This is a genomic window from Acidithiobacillus sp. AC3 (assembly GCF_050261095.1).
Classification (GTDB): Bacteria; Pseudomonadota; Gammaproteobacteria; order Acidithiobacillales; family Acidithiobacillaceae; genus Igneacidithiobacillus; species Igneacidithiobacillus copahuensis.
This window is the reverse complement of the sequence record NZ_CP189838.1, coordinates 1,211,308-1,228,532: the sequence shown is the minus strand read 5'-3', so window position 1 is coordinate 1,228,532 and position 17,225 is coordinate 1,211,308. Positions and strand designations below refer to the sequence as shown.

Genomic DNA, 17,225 nt, shown 5'->3' with positions numbered 1-17,225 from the left:
ATCCTCTTAGATCGCCAGAGGCAATTCCAGATTGGCCGCTGCTGGCGCCGTAGCACCACGACGCTTTTCCACCTGTACCCGCGTGTGCTCGCCAGCAGGCTGCAGGCGCAGACGCAAGGCCGCCGGACTACGTTGGCTGACGACATCCCGATAAAAGAAAAAGCCCATGCTGTTGCCGGTCTCCGCAGCGAGTTGCAGACGCCGTTGGGCCGCTTCCTCCAACGCCGGTGGCCAAGCCAGTACAGCGCTACAGGTACCCGATCGCAGGGCCGACTCCAGCGTCCATAGCTGATCCTGACGCTGGCGTGGATGGATTATCAGCATTCGATCCAGGCGTACGCCTGCCGCCGCCAGGGCTGGCGCATAGGGGATATAAGGCGGTAGGCACCAAAGTATCCAGCGCTTCTCTTGCTGGCTCAATGCAGCGATGGTCGGCAGAAGCAGGCGGAGTTCACCGATACCTTCTACCTGACTATGGATTTCGGTAATGGCCCCGCGCGGCCAGCCGCCCAGCAAATCGCGTACTTCGCTGTGCCCGGGATCTTGCAGATGCTTCTGCCGCCCAGGATTTCCGGCTTCGGCGCGCCACAAACGCTGTGGATGACGGGCTAACAGTTCTTCGACAGCAGTTTTCATCACAGACCTCCTAAACGAAGCAATCCCACCACCAATCCTTCCAGGCGGAGGTCCTGCTTACGCAAATCGACTTCTATGGGAGAAAAATCCGGATTTTCCGGCAATAAAAATACCTGGTACCCATCCTTACGCCAGCGTTTGACGGTAACTTCACCATCCACACGAGCCACTACCACTTGCCCATTGTGTGCTTCACTGCATTGCTGCACAGCAAGAATATCGCCATCAAGGATACCTGCATCGCGCATGCTCATTCCCTGTACGCGCAGAAGATAGTCCGCACCCGGAAAGAGTTGTGGATCGATGGGTAAACACCCTTCCTGCTGGCCCTCGGCCAGAATCGGGGCACCTGCGGGTACCCGGCCAATGAGGGGCAAACCGCTTTCTTCGATCAGCTCGCTGACCAGACGAATGCCGCGCGCCCTACCCTCCTGCAAGACTAGATATCCCTTGCGGGCCAAGGTACGCACATGACTTTCAGCAGCGTTGGGGGAACGGAAATGAAAGGCCTCCTGTAGCTCGGCCCGTGTAGGGGGCAGGCCATGCTTGGCAATTTGCTCTTGAATCCATAGCAAAATTTGCTGTTGCCGACGTGTCAGAGCTTCCACAAGCATCCTCCGTAACCAGTAACTGTATTTTTATACAGTATTCATGAGGAATGCAAGCGCTCTGGCAAAAATCTAGCGAGGATGTGGCAAGGTCCAGTGGCGATAGATGCTGAGAGTACGCAGAACAAAGGTACAGGAAGCCCCAAGCAGAAGACTGAGCCACGCCGGAAGCTGCAGCCAGTCACCGCCGAGCAGCAGGATGGCACCGAGCAGCGCGGCCGACGCATAGATATCACCGCGCAAGACGACGGGAACCTGTGCCGTCAGCACGTCGCGCACTATGCCACCGCCGATGCCGCTGATCATGCCCAGTACGGCCGCCATCTCCGGCGCCAATCCATAGTCCAGCGCCTTTTGCGTTCCGGTAACGGCAAACAACCCCAGACCCGCGGCATCAAACAGCAAGACCGGATACTGCATGCGTTCAAACAGCCGATGAAAGAAAAACACCAACAAGCCTGCCACTACCGCCAAGGCGATGCCGTGCCAGTCACGGATGGATTGCGGCGGAATCGCGCCGATCAGGACATCCCGCACGATTCCTCCGGACACCGCCGTAACCACGGCCAATACCACAATCCCAAAAATATCCAGACCGGCGCGAACGCCGCGCATGGCGCCACTTATGGCAAAGACGAAAATGCCGATGAAATTGAAGATGTCCAAAAACAAGGAAAAATGCATGGCAGACGCGTCAAAACGAAAGCGCGCATGGTAGCCCATTCCGGGCCTGGCAGAAAAATCCGCAGATCCCAAACTACGACGCAAAGGCCCGCTCTCTGTCCTGTGCTACACTATAACTAGCGTCGAGTCAGGGCCTCGCTTTGTTGCTGAGGCCGCCACCGACCCACCGAAAATCCATAAGGAGTACTCATGACCGAACGACAAAAGACTGCTGTAGTGACCGGCGCCTCCTCCGGCATTGGCGCTGCCACGGTCCAAGTGCTCTGTGCAGCTGGCTATCACGTGATTCTGGCGGCGCGGCGACGCGAGCGTCTGGAAAAAATCGCCCGCGAATATGGTGGAATGCCTCTGGAGCTGGATGTCACCTCCAGCGCGTCTGTCGCTGCCTTTGCCGCGCAGATCGACATCCCGGTCGATGTGCTGGTGAACAATGCCGGGGGCGCCCTCGGAAAGGAATCGCTGGTGGAGTTCGACGAGGAACACTGGCTGCAGATGTATCAAAGCAATGTTCTTGGGCTGGCTCGGGTTACTCGTGCCCTCTGGCCCCGGCTACAGCAATCCCCCGCTGCCACGGTCATCAACATTGGCTCGGTGGCTGGTGAGGAAACCTATGCGGGAGGTGCCGGGTACACCGCTTGCAAACATGCGGTACGGGCCATCAGCGAAACCATGCGCCTGGAATGGTTGGGACAGCCGATTCGCGTCACCGAGATCGATCCTGGACTGGTAGAGACGGAATTTTCCCTGGTGCGCTTTGCTGGCGACGCGAAAGCGGCCAAGGCCGTATATGAAGGCATGGCCCCGCTGGTGGCGGAAGACATTGCCGAGGCCATTCGTTGGGTAGTGTCTCTGCCCGAGCATGTGAACATCGATCGTCTGGTCATCAAACCGCGCGACCAGGCCCGCGTAGACAAGGTAGCTCGACGTTAGTCGACGCAATTTGCGCACACGACAACGGCGCCTTACGGGCGCCGTTTTTCCGTCAGCACGGATCGCTAAGTGCAGGTCAAAGCGGGATCTTGGGATTACTGCTCTTGTCCTGCTCTGCTGCGGGTTTTTGCCAGTGAACCTGATACATGCCCTGCTGCCATGGCGCGACTCCAGACGGCTGCGCCTGCTGGGATCTGGGAGACGGCGCTTGCGCTACCCCTGTCGGAGCAGAGGGGATGCCGAACAGCGGGAACAGCACTGGTACAGGCGCTTGCACCATCGGCACACCGGGCATGGCAAAGGCAACCTGCATCATTTGATTCATCATCGCCATCTGTTGCTCCATGGCGACCTGCATTTGCCGCATCTGCACGGCATTCTGCTGCATCAACGCCTCTGCTTGGGCGGTATTCAGGGAGTGAAAGGCCACCTGTGCCTGCGGTCCGCTACCATAGCTGATGCTTTCAATATGGATGACACCGCCAGGAATGTGCATGGTTTTTTGTTCTACATGCACCGGAACCGTTTTACCATCCACCAGCACGTAGGGTGCGGCAACGGCCAGGCCACTTGCCAGCAAAGTACCGGCCAAACCCACAGCGAGGGTGGCCTTGATGGCTCTTGAAGTATGTTTCTGCATGAAAAACCTCCACTCTCACAAAACCATTTATTTGGACCGTAACAAAACCCCAGCGGTTCCGTAAAGCAGCAAGGAGTTGGCAAATGGGCTATCATGCCCAATCCGTTACCTGCAGGAGCAAGAATGGCCGCCAATCCGTGGCAGCGCCCAACCAGCAAAAACTGGCATGCACTCTTTGCGCTGCTGCCCTTCCTGCGTCCAAGACTCTGGTTATTGATTCTCTACGCCATCGCCTTATTGTTGAGTGCGGCGGGTACTCTTGTTCTGCCCCAAGGGGCACGATACCTTCTCGATCCCGGCTTCGACAACGCCCGGGTTTTGTTCCTAGCGAGCCTGGCCCTGCTGCTGCTCGGCATCTTCACCACTGCCGCCCGTGCCGCACGCGAGGCGCTGGCAACCTGGATCGGGCAAAAAGTGGTCGCCGATCTGCGGGAACGGGTTTTTGCCCATGCGGTGCATCTGCCCGCCCTGTTTTACGAGAAGTTCCGCACCGGCGAGGTGATTTCGCGGCTGAGCAGTGACGTCACCATCCTGCGCTTTGGCCTGGCTGGGGTACTGGGTGGAGCTTTACAGCACGGACTGACGTTGATCGGCTCTTTGATCATGATGTTGGTTACCGCACCCATTCTGGTCCTGCCGGTGGTCATCGTGGTGCCGCCACTCGTCTGGGTCAATCTGCGTTCTGGACGCTTACAACGCAAATATAGTCGCCTGGAGCAGGACTACCTTGCTGATCTCTCGTCACACACCGAGGAAAGCATCAATGCCATCCGCACGGTGCAGGCATTGACGCGCGAAAATGCCACCAAGGATACCTATCGGGCAGGTATCCAAGGCGTTTTGCAACAGGTACGCGCGCGCATCAAGGTACAGGCGGGAGCATCCTTACTCAGCGGCTTTCTCATTTTTCTCCTTTTGGCGGGCATGCTTTACCTGGGCGGCTGGCAAATTCTGCATCATCGCGGCAGTATCGGTGGGCTCACCGCCTTCCTGATCTACGCCATGTTTGCTACCTCCGCCCTGTCTTCCCTCGGCAGCCTGTGGGGACAATTGGGACGGCTACTCGGCGCCGTCGAGCGCCTGCTCGCACTACTGGAGCAGGAACCGGAGGAGTCGCCAGCGCAAAGGGCGACAGAAAGTCCGGTGACGGCATCGCCCTCGGCTGCCAGCCTGCGTTTTGTCCAAGTATATTTTTCTTATCCCAGCCGCAGTGACATCGCTACCCTGGAAAATATCGACCTGACTATCGAGGCAGGGGAACATCTGGCGCTGGTTGGAGCCTCAGGGGCCGGTAAAAGCACGTTTTTCGATCTGTTGCTGCACCATTACGCACCAACGCGAGGACAGATACTACTCGACGGCCAAGATATCAGCCAAATGCGCGTACACGATCTGCGCCAGCAAATTGCGATCGTTCCCCAACATCCGGCCATTTTCTCGCTCAGCGTCGCGGACAATATCCTACTCGCCAAACCCGGCGCGCCGGCTTCGGCCTTGCAAGCCGCCATGCGAGCTGCACGCGTCGATGAGTTTGTCGAACGTTTGCCTGAGGGCATGCACACCCATGTCGGCGAGAAGGGAATCACGCTGTCGGGCGGACAACGCCAACGCATTGCCATTGCTCGTGCCCTGCTCCGCAATCCGCGCATTCTGATTCTGGACGAGGCCACCAGCGCCCTCGATGCTGAAAATGAGCGACTGATACAGGAAGCTTTGGCCGAACTGATTCGCGGTCGCACCACCCTGGTTGCCGCGCATCGTCTGGCAACCATTCGTGATGCTGACCGTATCGTAGTGCTGGAAGCCGGACGCATCACGGCGATTGGCGACCACGCGAATCTGCTGCATAACTCTGCCGTGTATCGCCATTTCGCCAGCCTGCAGTCTCTGGATGAACGCCCACTCTCCAAAATCGCCACGTCGTGATCTGACAACAAGATTACAAAATCTTTTCAAAATGTTAGCACGGTGCAAGAAGAATCCGTCGGGACATCCCAACAAGAACCTAGCCATCGCTTATCGGAATAATATCGCATCTCTATGTTTTTTATACAGATAAAAAGTTGGCATGCTGATTGCTAAGAAACCATCGCAGTTCAATCTAGCCTTTTAAGGAGAAGTACCATGTCTGTAAAAACTTCCGCTATCGTCGTTGCTTTGGCCTCTTTGTTTGCCGTCTCCAGCGCATTTGCTGCCACCACCCCCGCCGCTGCCGAGAAGCCGGCTGCCAAGATGGAAGCTCACAAGGCTCCCGTGAAGAAGGAAATGAAGAAAGTCGAGCATAAGGCCCCAGCGAAGAAAGCCATGAAGAAGGCACCCGCCAAGAAGGTGGAAGCCAAGAAAGCCGAAGCCAAGGCGGGCTGATCTCCGCGCAGTACAGAAAGAAACATGCATGGGGGCCAACCGGCCCCCTTCGCATATCTGGAACTCCACTACGCTGTGCTACTCTTACGGCATAGCAAGCCGCAGATATCAGGTAGCCATGAAATACAAAGCCCTACTTTTGACCGCAGCCCTTATCACCATTGTCCCACTTGGAAGTCTTGCTGCAGGTACCTCTTTGAGTGCTGCAAAAATCGAGCAGCTGCAGCGCTCAGCAAAACTTGGATACGGAGCAGCCCAGTATGAGCTAGGTCTGGCTTACGCTGCGGGCGACGGGGTGCCGCAAAATTTGCAGCTCGCTGTTTTCTGGTGGCAAAAAGCGGCAGAAAATCTCGACGCTGCCGCGCAGTTGCAGCTTGGAACTGCGTACGCCCATGGTTGGGGTGTTCAGAAAAACATGGACCAAGCGATTTACTGGTGGCAAAAAGCGGCGCAGGACGGCGATCGAGCGGTTGCTGAACAAGCACGTCTATTACTCGATCAGGCAGCGTAGACGCAGTCCCCGCAAGCAGCGGCATGAGCAAGGACAAACGCTCGACGCACTGCTATACTAACCTGCCCTGCCCAAGTGGCGAAATCGGTAGACGCAAGGGACTTAAAATCCCTCGGCTTATGCCGTGCCGGTTCGAGTCCGGCCTTGGGCACCATTTGAAAATCAGATAGTTGCGGTCGTTCAGAAAAAGAAACCGTTGCATCGTTCCGGTATGGACGCATGGCTACTGACGTCGCTGGAGCGAAAGACCACGATCCCGGCCATGGATGAACTTTTGATACATCAATGGTTCAATTATCTCAACGCCGAGAAAGACTGAGGTATCATGCGGAACATCGGGAACTCGAGCATCAGGATCATCGAGGGCTACGCACACCTTCAGGTAGACGTGCAAAGCGGGCTTTCGAACGGGCCTTTGCGGAAGAGGCGGTATAGAACCAATAAGCGCCTGACCTGCCGCACGCTCAGCCCGAGCTGCTGTGCCGCCTCTTGCTGCCGTAGCGTCCGGCTGACCAACTGCTGCATCACCTCTAGCCGGTCCACCGGCCTTCTGCGTCATCGTAATGGTCGCCTCTGTCACCGCTCCCCTAAAACCAAAAGAAGAAATTTTACAATTGGACAAAGAGGATATTTCGACTTTGGGTTGAGAAGATCAGAGGTTGGCCTTGACAACGGACGCGCCCCGGCACTAGTTTCATAATTTCGAAAGTAACGAAACAGGTGCTCCATGTTTTTTCAACAGCGTGGTGGTGCCGATGGCACGCAGTCCTATTTCTATGGCTGTGGTGGCAAGGGATTCGCGGTGGCGGTCGATGTCGTCGCTGGCGACGAGGATTGGTTTCTGCAACAGGCAGAGCAAAAAGGGGTGCGCATCTCCTATGTCATCGACACCCATCTCCATGCCGACCATCTTTCCGGCGGGCGGCAGTTGGCGCAGCAAGTTGGGGCGCCTTACTGTCTGCACGATAGCGATCAGGATCTGGCCAACTTTCCGATCCGCGCTCTACACGATGGTGAAGTGTTGGAAACCGGGAATGTCCAGACCAAAATTCTGCACACTCCGGGGCACACGCAGGACAGTATCTGTCTGTTGGTGACTGACCAGCGGCGCGGCCCCGAGCCCTGGTTTTTGTTGACGGGAGACACCCTCTTCGTCGGTGCCGTTGGACGTCCAGACCTGGGCGGGACACCGGAAGAAATGGCAGCCCTGCTCTACGAGAGCCTGCAGAACAAGATCCTTCCCTTGGCGGACACCATCGAAATCTATCCCGGACACGCGGCAGGGAGTGTCTGTGGTGCGGGGTTGTCGGGCAAGGCCAGCTCTACCCTGGCCTTCGAGAAGCGCTGGGACCCCTATTTGCAGATGGATCGCGCAAGCTTTGTGCGCGAACTCGTGGCCAGCATCCCGCCACGACCCGCCCAGATGGAACAGATCGTGGCGGCCAATCTCGGGCGTGCGGCATGAGTACAGGAACCGTGCGTTTCGCCCTCTTTGCCGAGGTATTCGCCGCCCTTGCGCATCCCAAGCGCCTGGAAATCATCCATCTTTTGGGAATGAAACAATATAGTGCCGGAGAGTTGGCAGAACGAACCGGCCTCGCCAAGGCGAACCTCTCCCAGCACCTCAATGTCCTCAAGGCGCGGGGGCTGGTCCACTGTGAAAAATGCGGCACCTTCTGTCATTACCGTTTGACGAGTCCCAAGGTGCTGGAGACTTGTCAGATCGTGCGCGGCTTGATTCTGGAACAAATGGAACTCACCACGCAACAACGCGCGGAACTGGTGCAGCTCCCGCAAAAAGATTCGGCATGAATGCCATGCCATCTGCGGCCTCGGCGCGGTATCCGCAGGGTATCGCGCAGAACTCGCAACAATTCGCCCTGCAGACGGCGCAGGTCTTTTTCGTCGGCCTCCTCCTTGGCATGGAACGCACTGTCTTGCCGACCATGCGGGAGGATTTTGGGCTCAGCAGTCACGCCTTTCTCTTTCTTGCCAGTTTTGTGGTCTCCTTCGGCCTGGTGAAAGGCATCCTCAATTTTGTTGCCGGCGATCTCTCCGATCGGGTGGGCCGGAAACGGGTATTGTTTTGGGGTTGGCTGGCCGGTATACCTATTCCACTACTGATTTTCTTTGCTCCGAACTGGTGGTGGATCATTGCCGCCAATGTTTTTTTAGGTGTTAATCAAGCCTTTACCTGGACGATGACGGTGACCAGCCAGATCGACTTGGCCGGCAGCCGCCAACGCGGGTTGGCGGTGGGCATCAACGAAGCCATGGGGTATATCGCCGTAGGCCTCGCCGGTTTGGGCACTGGTTATCTGGCAGTACTCTATGGCCCCCGCTGGACGATTCTCGGCTTTGCCTTGCTGGTGATTGCCTTGGCTTTGCTGGCGCTGATTTGGGTGCGTGATACCCTGCCTTGGGCCCAGGCCGAACATCAGGAACAGAACGGTTCCCTCCCCCTCCATCCGGATTCGGCCAGAACCCAGCTGGAAAGCCGATGGCAGAGCTTTGTCCGGGTCTCGTTTCGTGATCATACCTATCGCGCGCTCTGCCAGGGTGGGGTGGCCAACAAGGTGGCAGACACTCTGGTCTGGGTGATGCTGCCGGTGTACTTTCGCTTTCATGGGGAGGGGATTGTCCAGATTGGGTGGATTACGGGTAGCTACGCCATGGTTTGGGGCCTATGCCAGTTTTGGACGGGGCATCTTGCCGATCGTGTGGGACGCAAAGTGCCCATATTGTCTGGGTTCTTTCTTTTGACCTTGGGGCTCGTGGGGATTGCCTTGGTCCATCACTTTGCCGCCTGGATGCTTGCCGCCGCCGTCATGGGGCTGGGTATGGCGTTACTCTATCCCAACCTGATTGCGGCCATGGCAGATGTGGCACCCGCGGCGGTGCGGGGCAAGACGTTGGGGATCTATCGCTATTGGCGGGATACGGGATACGCTATCGGTGGACTGCTTTTGGGTGGCGCCGCGCAGTGGGCCGATGCCGCCTTGCCGACGATCTGGTTGACGGCGGGTGTCACCGCTGTCTCCGCAATCTGGATCGCCCTGGCGGTGGAGGAAACGCATCCCATTTCCAATCGTCAAGGAGCGGGCTAATGTTTACCGTACCCATCTTACTACACCGCGATATCGCCGAAGAAAATCTGCGGGCAGACACGTCCCTTCGCCTCGCCGTGGCCATCTGGTATTTTAACCGAAGTCTGCTGGTCAAAGAGAACTATGGAATGGACAAGCCGTTGACTGGCGTGACAGCGGTGCCAAAGCTCTCCGGATACGCTGCAGGAAATCAAAACGGGGTGATGACGATCTATTTCCCCGATCAGGAGGTGAACCCGGTCTATTTGGCTCGCCTCCAGAGATATCCCAAGGAGGTAATCAAATGAGCGAGATCACTTTGCAATCGACCATCACCTGCCCGGTTTGCGGGCACAGTGAGATAGAAACCATGCCCGTAGACTCCTGCCTGTATTTCTACGAATGCCAGGGTTGCGGTGCCCTACTTTCGCCCAAATCTGGTGATTGTTGTGTGTTCTGCTCCTATGGCACCGTACCGTGCCCACCAAAGCAGAAAATAGCCCGATCCTCTGAGCATCCGTGTTGTAAAGCTGAGAACAATCGCGCAGATTCATGAGTGTTGTTGCATAAATATCGATAGGAGATCGTTACCGCTCAACGCGCACCGTACTTCTCGGCCTGATTTGTGCGGACTACCCTGCTCCTGCATTCTCTGAGCAGGAGCACGTATGAACCCACGACGCAGCGACTGGCAAAGATTGATCGAGGAACAAGAAACCAGCGGCCAGCTCTTCGTGTTTCTGAACTGCCGGCGCACGCAGCTGAAGGTGCTGCACTGTCTAAACGCCCAAAATCTTCAGGCAATCAGCATGGACTTCCGGTAAAAAGCTCCCTCAGAAGGCTACATCGCGCACATGCCGGCGCAATAACAATCACGCATCAGCCGACTTTTCAGCGGCATCCTCGGACATACCACCACGCGAATGAAAGAACGCTATGAGCACCTGCAAATCGAGGCACAACGTAATGCCCTCGAATCTGTCTTTTCCGTATGGAAGCAATCGGAAGCATGCAATATAACTCGCTGTTTTTATTGGTGGGCGGTACAAGGTTCGAACTTGTGGCCCCTGCCGTGTGAAGGCAGTGCTCTACCGCTGAGCTAACCGCCCAACTCTTCAATAGGCGCTTAGAATAGGGGAGTCGAAGGGGAAAATCAAGCAGTACGCAGTGCCCTACTCCCCCTATCCGCTGGGGCGAGTGACGGGGTTTGACCGATCCTGTGCTACACTCGAACGCACGGGTGGAGAGAAATGGGGAGAGGGTGAGACAACTTCCGCACAGGCGCGCGCAACTGCGGCGCGGCATCCGCGCCGCATGGGTTCTTGTCCCCTTGCTATGCGCCTTGCCGACGGCAGCCTTTGCCAAGAACCTGATTTCTTTCCAGATCGATGGGGCGCCCGCGGATCTTACGGTGCAGTTGCAGAATGCGATGCCAAGTCTTCCCTACGATGGCAAAGAAAGCCGACTGCATGAACTCATCCTTTCTTCCAATTTGCGTTTGCGCGATGCGCTGCAGGCTTACGGCTACTATCACGCTACCTGGCATAGTAAAACGCTACCGCTGAAAAACGGGGATGCCGTCGTCCAGTATGACATCGCGCTTGGCCAACCTATTCGCGTCAGAAATACGGATATACGTATCCTTGGCACGATTACGGAGGCCCCCAGCCTGCGCCAAAGGATAAAGCCTTTTCCTCTCAGCAACGGCAACATTCTCGATCAGGTCAGCTATGAAACCTGGAAAGATCAGAGCCTTTCATTTCTCCGGTCCAGAGGATATATCAGGGCTTATTACCAGCGCCACGAACTTCTCATCGACAAGAAAAATGATTGGGCTGACATCTATCTTTGGCTCAATAGTGGCGAACGCTTTCGAGTAGGCAGTATTTCCATTGTTGGTGCAGAGCGCTATCCACGCTGGTTCATCGAACGCTATCTTACCTTCAAAACTGGAGACTGGTATTCACCTGACGCGCTGTCTGTGACAGAGAGCAACCTGCACGATGCAAATCGTTTCGAGAATGTGCAAGTACTTGGGGATACTGCACATCCTGTCGATACCGCTGTGCCGGTAACGGTCAAGCTTGCCAGCCTGCCGGAACAGCATTTGAAAGTGGGCGTTGGCTACAGCACCAATATTGGCCTGAATGGTATACTCTATTACGATAACTACAATATGTTTCAACGTGCGCAGCATTTGCACGTAGCAGTGCAGGCCGCACAGCGGACGCGTAACATTGGCGCAACTTATACCTGGCCAATTGGTTCCACCCTGGGATCGGAATATATTGCTACCACCTCTTTTCAAAATGAGACTTACCAGATCTGGTCAGCCAATGAGCTCAGCGCGGCGATCGGTCGCCGCTGGGCGCTTGCCGACAATGCTAGAAAAAATGTCAACGCCACGATACAGGCGATGTTTAATCTGGAGCAGGCTTCGTATACCGTATCGGGCATCAGTGATAGTTCATTTTATCTTTATCCCTCGGTGACCTATCGCGTGCAGAATTATCGTAACATCCTGCGACCGGTATCTGGCTTCTATGTGCAGGCAACCGCCGAAGGAGCGAGCAAGGTCTGGGGGAGCACCAGCAATTTCATGCGGTTGCGGGTGCGAGGGGGCTGGGACCAGATGCTTTCCCCTGACTGGGGGATCGGTGCGCGAGCAAGCTTGGGAGCACTCTGGCTGCACGGACCCATTCGCAATTTGCCGCCCGATCTGCGCTTTTTTGGCGGTGGACAAAACAGTCTTCCCGGTTATGCGTACGAATCGCAAGGACCGACAGACGCCCAGGGAGCCGTAGTCGGTGGACGCCTTCTGGCGGTAGCCGGGATCCACATCGACCGTTTCATTACGCATGACTGGGCAGTTGGCGCGTTTTATGACGCCGGCAATGCCTTTGATAGCTTCTCTTCCTTTCACGTCTTGCAGGATATCGGTATCGGGACGCGTTGGTATTCTCCCGTTGGGCCCATAATTCTTGATCTTGCGCACCCACTCATTGCGCCACGCGCCCCCGCCGTCCGCGTCGCACTCTCCGTTGGATTCAACTTCTGATGCGTTGGCGGAAGATCCTATTTCGCGCATTTTTATCCGGCTTGTTGTTGCCTATAGTTACTATTTTTGTGCTTTTTACCTGGGTCTTCCTGACCAGCGCTGGCGCAAATTGGACGCTATCCTTGATGCCCGGTCTGCACTACCGGAGTCTGCACGGAAACCTGGCACATGGTTTACGTCTGCAGGACGTATCCTATGTGGATCACAACACAAGCATCGATGCGCAGGAATTGTCCTGGAAGTTTAATCCAACCGCACTGTTATGGGGAGAGATCAAGTTTTCGACGATCACCCTCAGCAATGCAAATATTCGCTTACCCCCAGCTAAACCAAGAACTACTGCACTGACGCTGGCTCCGCCAGAACTGCCGCGCTGGGTAAACATTTTCAGTGTATCAGTCTCTCCTTTAACGATTGATAGGCTCAGAATCTACCAAAATGACAAGGAAACATTTTTTCTGCAGCAGGCGGAATGCAAAAAGATCGCCTGGGACAGAGGGCTTATAGAGATACTGAATCTGCAAGGCCAGGGGTCTTTCGGAAAATTGCGGCTTACGGGTAACGCCGGCATCAAGCAACGGAAGATCCGTCTAGTTGCCGACTGGCAATCGGCAAAATCGGACCATACCGCGGTAAACGTACAAGTGGATTGGCATGATTTGTCTGGAGGACGCTACGGAGGTCCCATCGCGCTCACCCTGCATCAGGCAAACATCAGTGGAAAGCTTCAGGGAACTGCGACAATAGCCCCCTATGCAATAGAGCTGACGCAGGCAAAGCTCAGTAGCGAGAAGCTGGCCAAGCCGATAAAACTCGCCATTTCTGTACATTTACCCAAAACCCTGCATGGCAACTATGCGACGGCGGGCAAATTGTCAGATCTTGCCTGGGTCGGGATGCCAGAAGCGTTAGGGAAAAGTGGTATCCAGGCAAACTGGCACGGATCGGGAACGGAATCCCGCTATCAGGGCACCTTTACCCTGGAATCCGGAAAAAGCAGGCTGAACACCAATTTTTCAGGCTTGCAGAAATCTGTGACACTCCTACTGAGTGGTAATCTCCTGGACGGCCAGCTTCTGCGCTCGAAGGTAGAGGCTACGTTCGGAAATGCGGAGTCGGTGCGCGGCAATCTGGCCTTCCGGCAGGTGCCTCTTCAGGCTATTTTTAAGCAGGTTCCTGGTAAGCTTTCTGCAGATATGGATCTTCATGCAGCTGCATCATCCTCTGGTTGGAGTGGGAATGTCCGTTGGAATCTTCTGCCGAGCCAAATCTATCAGGAAACGCTGCAAGGCTCGGGAGAGCTACACTTTTCTGGCAAAACCTGGGACCTGAAGCAAGCGGTTCTGACCGGCCCCGGACTACAATTACAGGCAGAGGGCAGTCTTGCCCAGCGCCTCAGCATCAATGCTCAAGTGGACCGCTGGTCTGGCGTATTGCCAGCAGCCAGTGGTAAAAGCAAATTACACGGATGGGTCGCTCAGCATGGGCAGGAATGGCAGGGGGAGCTGCATCTGCAAGGAACACAATTGCAGTACAAAAAGTATGCGTTGGCACGGCTGGATCTGGACGGTTCTCTGGGCAAGGGGGGCAAACTCCAGGCGACGCTTCTCGCCGCAGGTCTGGCCCTGGATGGACAGAAGCTGGATCTGCGCAGCAAGGTCTCTGGCTCTTTGCAACAGGCAGACGTTCAGCTTTCGCTGCAGGATGCCCAGCGGAACTTGTTTCTTGGCGGCACTCTGCAGCACGCTACCGCTTGGAAACTCCATCTGGCGCAATTACGGTTTCAGGATCCCAGATTTGGGCAATGGTCTTTGGTTCAGCCGGCCACCCTGCAATGGAATCAGGGCGCTATCAGCGTTGGCACGCTGCGCATCGACGGCGCAAACGGAGCCAGCGTGCGCGTTGCTGGCAACTATACCACCGGATCGTCTCAAGGGAGTTTGGATGCGGAAGCTTCAGCCTTGCCGCTCGATTTTTGGGATAAAACTCTGGGTACCGGAATTCGTGGTCGATGGAATGCACAACTGCATGGTCGCTGCGATGGGATATGCCAACTGAAGGCTGACTGGGGGGTGAAAGACACGGCTTTGCATTGGTTGGCCGGGGATACCAGTCATCAGATTGCAATAACACAATTTTCCGGAGATCTGCATTGGCAGAAGGATGGGCTGCACCTGCAGAGTAGTCTGCATTTGGCGGATCAGTTGGGAACATTTCAACTGGATGCAAATAGTCCGGCCGTGCTGCGACTACCCTGGAAGACGCCCACGCAGCAGCCGATCAATGCTGCTGTCGTAGGACATATTCCGGGCGTTTTGCTCTCGCAGTTGCCAACCGGAAATATTGAGGTCGACCCCAAAGGGGACATCACGATCAACCTGCACGCAGACGGAACCTGGGAAAAACCCCTTTGGCAGGGTCAGGCGACCGCTTCCGGTTTGGGCTGTTATATTCCCGAGGCCGGACTGCATCTGCAGGATATTGAGGCCCAGCTCACTGGTAGTGGAGATCATTTGCTCCTGAAAAGTCTGGTCGTGCACTCTGGCTCTGGCACTCTGCACGGTAGCGGTGATATCGCTTTCGCCAAGGGCGTCCCCTACCAGATCAATATTACCGGAAACAACTTCCTCGCGCTCAATTTGCCGCAGGTACAAGCGGCCATTGATCCTGACATCAACATTCATCACCAGCAAGGAAACTTGGCGATAACCGGAAAAGTGGAAACCACACGTTTGCGGATTCTGGGAACCGATTTTGGTGGACCGAAGCCGTCAAGTGACGTCGTTTTTGTCCATGAAGCGAAAAAGAGTACTACGCCTTCTGATCTGGCCGTGGACGTGCATATCGGACTCGGGAAAAATGCCCGAGTGTTGATTGGCGGTCTACATGCTGATCTGCAAGGTGATTTGCATTTGCGCATGGTGCCGCCCTCCACCACGCCACTGTTGCAGGGTAGTCTACAAATGGTTGATGGAAAATATGAGATCTATGGCAACTCGCTGACATTTGAAAGAGGAAAAATTCTTTTCAATGGTCCGCCACAGGCAGCAAGCCTCGACGTACTTGCGGTGCGTCGCATCAAGAACAGTGATAGTTTTTCCGTGGCTAATGAAACGATTCTTGCCGGTGTCCGGGTTACTGGCAATCTTAGTCATCCGGTGGTCAACTTATATTCTAAACCAAGCATGGCGCAAAACGATATCCTTTCTTACCTCGTGTTAGGTACACCGAGTACTGGTCTGCAAAGCCAGGATGCTGTTCTTTCTGCCGCAGCAGGACAACTTTTTTCTGCGGGGCGCGCGGCAGTACTCGGTAACAGTCTCAGCAGCGCCGGCTTCGATTTTGGCGTAAGCTCCAGTGGCTCCGGCAGTGGACTGGCCGCCGATATGGTGACCCTGGGACACTATATCACTCCAAATTTATATTTCAGCGTCGGTCAGTCTGTCTTGGGTGATGGTACGGTTGCACGTCTACGATATCGAATTTCCCGCAATATAGAAATTCAAACGGAAAGTGGCACGCAGGATGGCGCAAATATCTTTTACCGAATCGATTTCTAAAACTGACCTCCGATCTGCAGAGGTCCTGATCATAGGTGCCGGCGTTATCGGGCTGAGCGCCGCCTTGCGTTTGGCCCAGGCCGGCAAGAAAGTCACCATACTGGATCGCGGCGCTCTGGGGCGGGAGGCCTCGTGGGCGGGGGGCGGGATTCTCAGTCCCTTGCACGCCTGGCGCTATCTCCCTCCCCTACTCCGGCTGGCAAAAGAAGGCATGCGCCGCTATGAGGCTTTCGCCAACGAAATTCAGGATGCCTCAGGCATTGATCCCGAGTGGCGGATGTCGGGAATGTGGGTTCTCGATAGCGAGGAGGCCCCTCTGCCAAGGGATGTGCTAGCGTGGGGTGCGGCCTGGGGACGAAATTGGCAGTGGCACACGGCGACGGAGATGCAGCATTTGGCGCCTATGCTACGTGCCGACGCCGCCCTGTTCTGCCCGGAAGTGGCCCAAATACGAAATCCACGTCTGCTTTCCGGGCTGCTTCGCTATGTGACAGCGCTGGGAGTTCATACCCAGGACCATACTGAGGTAACCGAGATTCGAAAGGAAGGCACGCAATGGGCGGTGCTGGCTGGCAATCTGCGGTACTACGCCGATCGAATCATCGTCAGTGCTGGATCCTGGACGGGCAGAATTCTGGCGCAGCAGGGTATCTCGCTCCCGGTCACCCCGGTGCGGGGCCAGATGCTTCTTCTGCAGGGTCAGAAAAATGCCCTGCCACAGATCGTTTTGGAGGGAGCGCATTATCTGGTCCAGCGTCAGGATGGGCAGCTCCTGGTTGGCAGCACCAGTGAGGACGTCGGCTTTGACAAGTCATTTACGCCGGAGGCAGCGCAGGAGCTTTTGGCATTTACGCATCGCGTGTTTCCCGCAAGCCGGACTTACCCCGTCACCCAGCAGTGGTCTGGATTGCGCCCTGGCAGCCCAAACAACATTCCGTTTATCAGCAAGGTGCCAGGACAGGATGGGCTATTCGTCGCCAGCGGTCATTTTCGTTATGGGCTGACAACCGCCCCGATTACTGCCGAGTTACTGACCGAACTTGTCCTCGATAGAACTCCGAGTCTGGACCTGAGTCCCTATGCTCTTCCCTTGGCACGCAAAGAGTAATATATTGGACAGAGTAAAGATTTTGTATTGGGACAAGCAC

At 55.8% G+C, this 17,225-nt stretch carries 18 protein-coding genes and 2 tRNA genes; 14 read left to right on the top strand and 6 right to left on the bottom strand.

Annotated elements, in window-relative coordinates:
* Nucleotides 1-6: 6 nt before the first annotated feature.
* The 3 genes from imuA to ACQAYK_RS06255 all read right to left on the bottom strand — a co-directional run bounded on the left by imuA (nucleotide 7) and on the right by ACQAYK_RS06255 (nucleotide 2,012).
* Nucleotides 7-636 carry a translesion DNA synthesis-associated protein ImuA gene (imuA, locus tag ACQAYK_RS06265; protein ID WP_215873265.1) on the bottom strand — a complete coding sequence of 210 codons (630 nt, stop codon included), beginning with the start codon at nucleotides 634-636 and terminating at the stop codon, nucleotides 7-9.
* On the bottom strand, nucleotides 636-1,244 hold the full coding sequence (gene lexA / locus ACQAYK_RS06260) for a transcriptional repressor LexA (protein WP_215873266.1): 609 nt from the start codon (nucleotides 1,242-1,244) through the stop codon (nucleotides 636-638). Before lexA ends, imuA begins: the two co-directional genes overlap by 1 nt.
* Nucleotides 1,245-1,316: 72 nt before the next feature.
* Nucleotides 1,317-2,012 carry a trimeric intracellular cation channel family protein gene (locus ACQAYK_RS06255; protein WP_226827753.1) on the bottom strand — a complete coding sequence of 232 codons (696 nt, stop codon included), beginning with the start codon at nucleotides 2,010-2,012 and terminating at the stop codon, nucleotides 1,317-1,319.
* 105 nt (nucleotides 2,013-2,117) lie between these two features.
* Here ACQAYK_RS06255 and ACQAYK_RS06250 point away from each other — a divergent pair, with 105 nt between their 5' ends.
* Complete coding sequence (locus tag ACQAYK_RS06250) at nucleotides 2,118-2,858, top strand: SDR family NAD(P)-dependent oxidoreductase (RefSeq protein ID WP_215873267.1); 741 nt, start codon at nucleotides 2,118-2,120, stop codon at nucleotides 2,856-2,858.
* A gap of 76 nt (nucleotides 2,859-2,934) precedes the next feature.
* Here ACQAYK_RS06250 and ACQAYK_RS06245 read toward each other — a convergent pair whose 3' ends face one another.
* A complete protein-coding gene (locus tag ACQAYK_RS06245; protein ID WP_215873268.1) occupies nucleotides 2,935-3,498 on the bottom strand; it encodes a hypothetical protein in 564 nt (187 codons plus the stop codon).
* A 123-nt stretch (nucleotides 3,499-3,621) separates the two neighbouring features.
* Here ACQAYK_RS06245 and ACQAYK_RS06240 point away from each other — a divergent pair, with 123 nt between their 5' ends.
* The 4 genes from ACQAYK_RS06240 to ACQAYK_RS06225 all read left to right on the top strand — a co-directional run bounded on the left by ACQAYK_RS06240 (nucleotide 3,622) and on the right by ACQAYK_RS06225 (nucleotide 6,527).
* Complete coding sequence (locus tag ACQAYK_RS06240; protein ID WP_215873269.1) at nucleotides 3,622-5,424, top strand: ABC transporter ATP-binding protein; 1,803 nt, start codon at nucleotides 3,622-3,624, stop codon at nucleotides 5,422-5,424.
* Between the two features lie 198 nt (nucleotides 5,425-5,622).
* Nucleotides 5,623-5,862: a hypothetical protein gene (locus tag ACQAYK_RS06235; protein WP_215873270.1), complete on the top strand. Its 240-nt coding sequence runs from the start codon at nucleotides 5,623-5,625 to the stop codon at nucleotides 5,860-5,862.
* A gap of 118 nt (nucleotides 5,863-5,980) precedes the next feature.
* Nucleotides 5,981-6,373, top strand: coding sequence for a tetratricopeptide repeat protein (locus ACQAYK_RS06230; RefSeq protein ID WP_215873271.1), 393 nt, complete (start codon nucleotides 5,981-5,983; stop codon nucleotides 6,371-6,373).
* Between the two features lie 69 nt (nucleotides 6,374-6,442).
* A tRNA-Leu gene (locus tag ACQAYK_RS06225) sits at nucleotides 6,443-6,527 on the top strand.
* Between the two features lie 224 nt (nucleotides 6,528-6,751).
* Here the strand turns inward: ACQAYK_RS06225 and ACQAYK_RS06220 are convergent.
* Nucleotides 6,752-6,898: a hypothetical protein gene (locus tag ACQAYK_RS06220; protein ID WP_215873272.1), complete on the bottom strand. Its 147-nt coding sequence runs from the start codon at nucleotides 6,896-6,898 to the stop codon at nucleotides 6,752-6,754.
* Between the two features lie 202 nt (nucleotides 6,899-7,100).
* On the opposite strand from ACQAYK_RS06220, the gene ACQAYK_RS06215 reads away from it, so the two are divergent.
* The 6 genes from ACQAYK_RS06215 to ACQAYK_RS06190 all read left to right on the top strand — a co-directional run bounded on the left by ACQAYK_RS06215 (nucleotide 7,101) and on the right by ACQAYK_RS06190 (nucleotide 10,283).
* Nucleotides 7,101-7,838, top strand: coding sequence for an MBL fold metallo-hydrolase (locus ACQAYK_RS06215; RefSeq protein ID WP_215873273.1), 738 nt, complete (start codon nucleotides 7,101-7,103; stop codon nucleotides 7,836-7,838).
* Nucleotides 7,835-8,185: an ArsR/SmtB family transcription factor gene (locus ACQAYK_RS06210; protein ID WP_215873274.1), complete on the top strand. Its 351-nt coding sequence runs from the start codon at nucleotides 7,835-7,837 to the stop codon at nucleotides 8,183-8,185. Before ACQAYK_RS06215 ends, ACQAYK_RS06210 begins: the two co-directional genes overlap by 4 nt.
* Entirely contained in the window at nucleotides 8,182-9,480 is a 1,299-nt protein-coding gene (locus ACQAYK_RS06205; RefSeq protein ID WP_226827751.1) for an MFS transporter, read from the top strand. Before ACQAYK_RS06210 ends, ACQAYK_RS06205 begins: the two co-directional genes overlap by 4 nt.
* Nucleotides 9,480-9,767, top strand: coding sequence for a hypothetical protein (locus tag ACQAYK_RS06200; protein WP_215873275.1), 288 nt, complete (start codon nucleotides 9,480-9,482; stop codon nucleotides 9,765-9,767). Before ACQAYK_RS06205 ends, ACQAYK_RS06200 begins: the two co-directional genes overlap by 1 nt.
* Nucleotides 9,764-10,015 carry a GDCCVxC domain-containing (seleno)protein gene (locus ACQAYK_RS06195; protein WP_303652391.1) on the top strand — a complete coding sequence of 84 codons (252 nt, stop codon included), beginning with the start codon at nucleotides 9,764-9,766 and terminating at the stop codon, nucleotides 10,013-10,015. The genes ACQAYK_RS06200 and ACQAYK_RS06195 overlap by 4 nt, the downstream gene beginning before the upstream one ends.
* Nucleotides 10,016-10,127: 112 nt before the next feature.
* Complete coding sequence (locus tag ACQAYK_RS06190; protein WP_215873276.1) at nucleotides 10,128-10,283, top strand: hypothetical protein; 156 nt, start codon at nucleotides 10,128-10,130, stop codon at nucleotides 10,281-10,283.
* A 210-nt stretch (nucleotides 10,284-10,493) separates the two neighbouring features.
* Here the strand turns inward: ACQAYK_RS06190 and ACQAYK_RS06185 are convergent.
* A tRNA-Val gene (locus ACQAYK_RS06185) sits at nucleotides 10,494-10,568 on the bottom strand.
* Nucleotides 10,569-10,720: 152 nt separating this feature from the next.
* Between ACQAYK_RS06185 and ACQAYK_RS06180 the strand changes: the two genes are divergently transcribed.
* The 3 genes from ACQAYK_RS06180 to thiO all read left to right on the top strand — a co-directional run bounded on the left by ACQAYK_RS06180 (nucleotide 10,721) and on the right by thiO (nucleotide 17,185).
* Nucleotides 10,721-12,517: an autotransporter assembly complex protein TamA gene (locus ACQAYK_RS06180; protein WP_319643708.1), complete on the top strand. Its 1,797-nt coding sequence runs from the start codon at nucleotides 10,721-10,723 to the stop codon at nucleotides 12,515-12,517.
* 545 nt (nucleotides 12,518-13,062) lie between these two features.
* A complete protein-coding gene (locus tag ACQAYK_RS06175; protein WP_483168019.1) occupies nucleotides 13,063-16,077 on the top strand; it encodes a translocation/assembly module TamB domain-containing protein in 3,015 nt (1,004 codons plus the stop codon).
* Nucleotides 16,043-17,185, top strand: a complete 1,143-nt coding sequence (gene thiO, locus ACQAYK_RS06170) for a glycine oxidase ThiO (protein ID WP_215871783.1) — start codon at nucleotides 16,043-16,045, stop codon at nucleotides 17,183-17,185. Before ACQAYK_RS06175 ends, thiO begins: the two co-directional genes overlap by 35 nt.
* Nucleotides 17,186-17,225 lie beyond the last annotated feature (40 nt).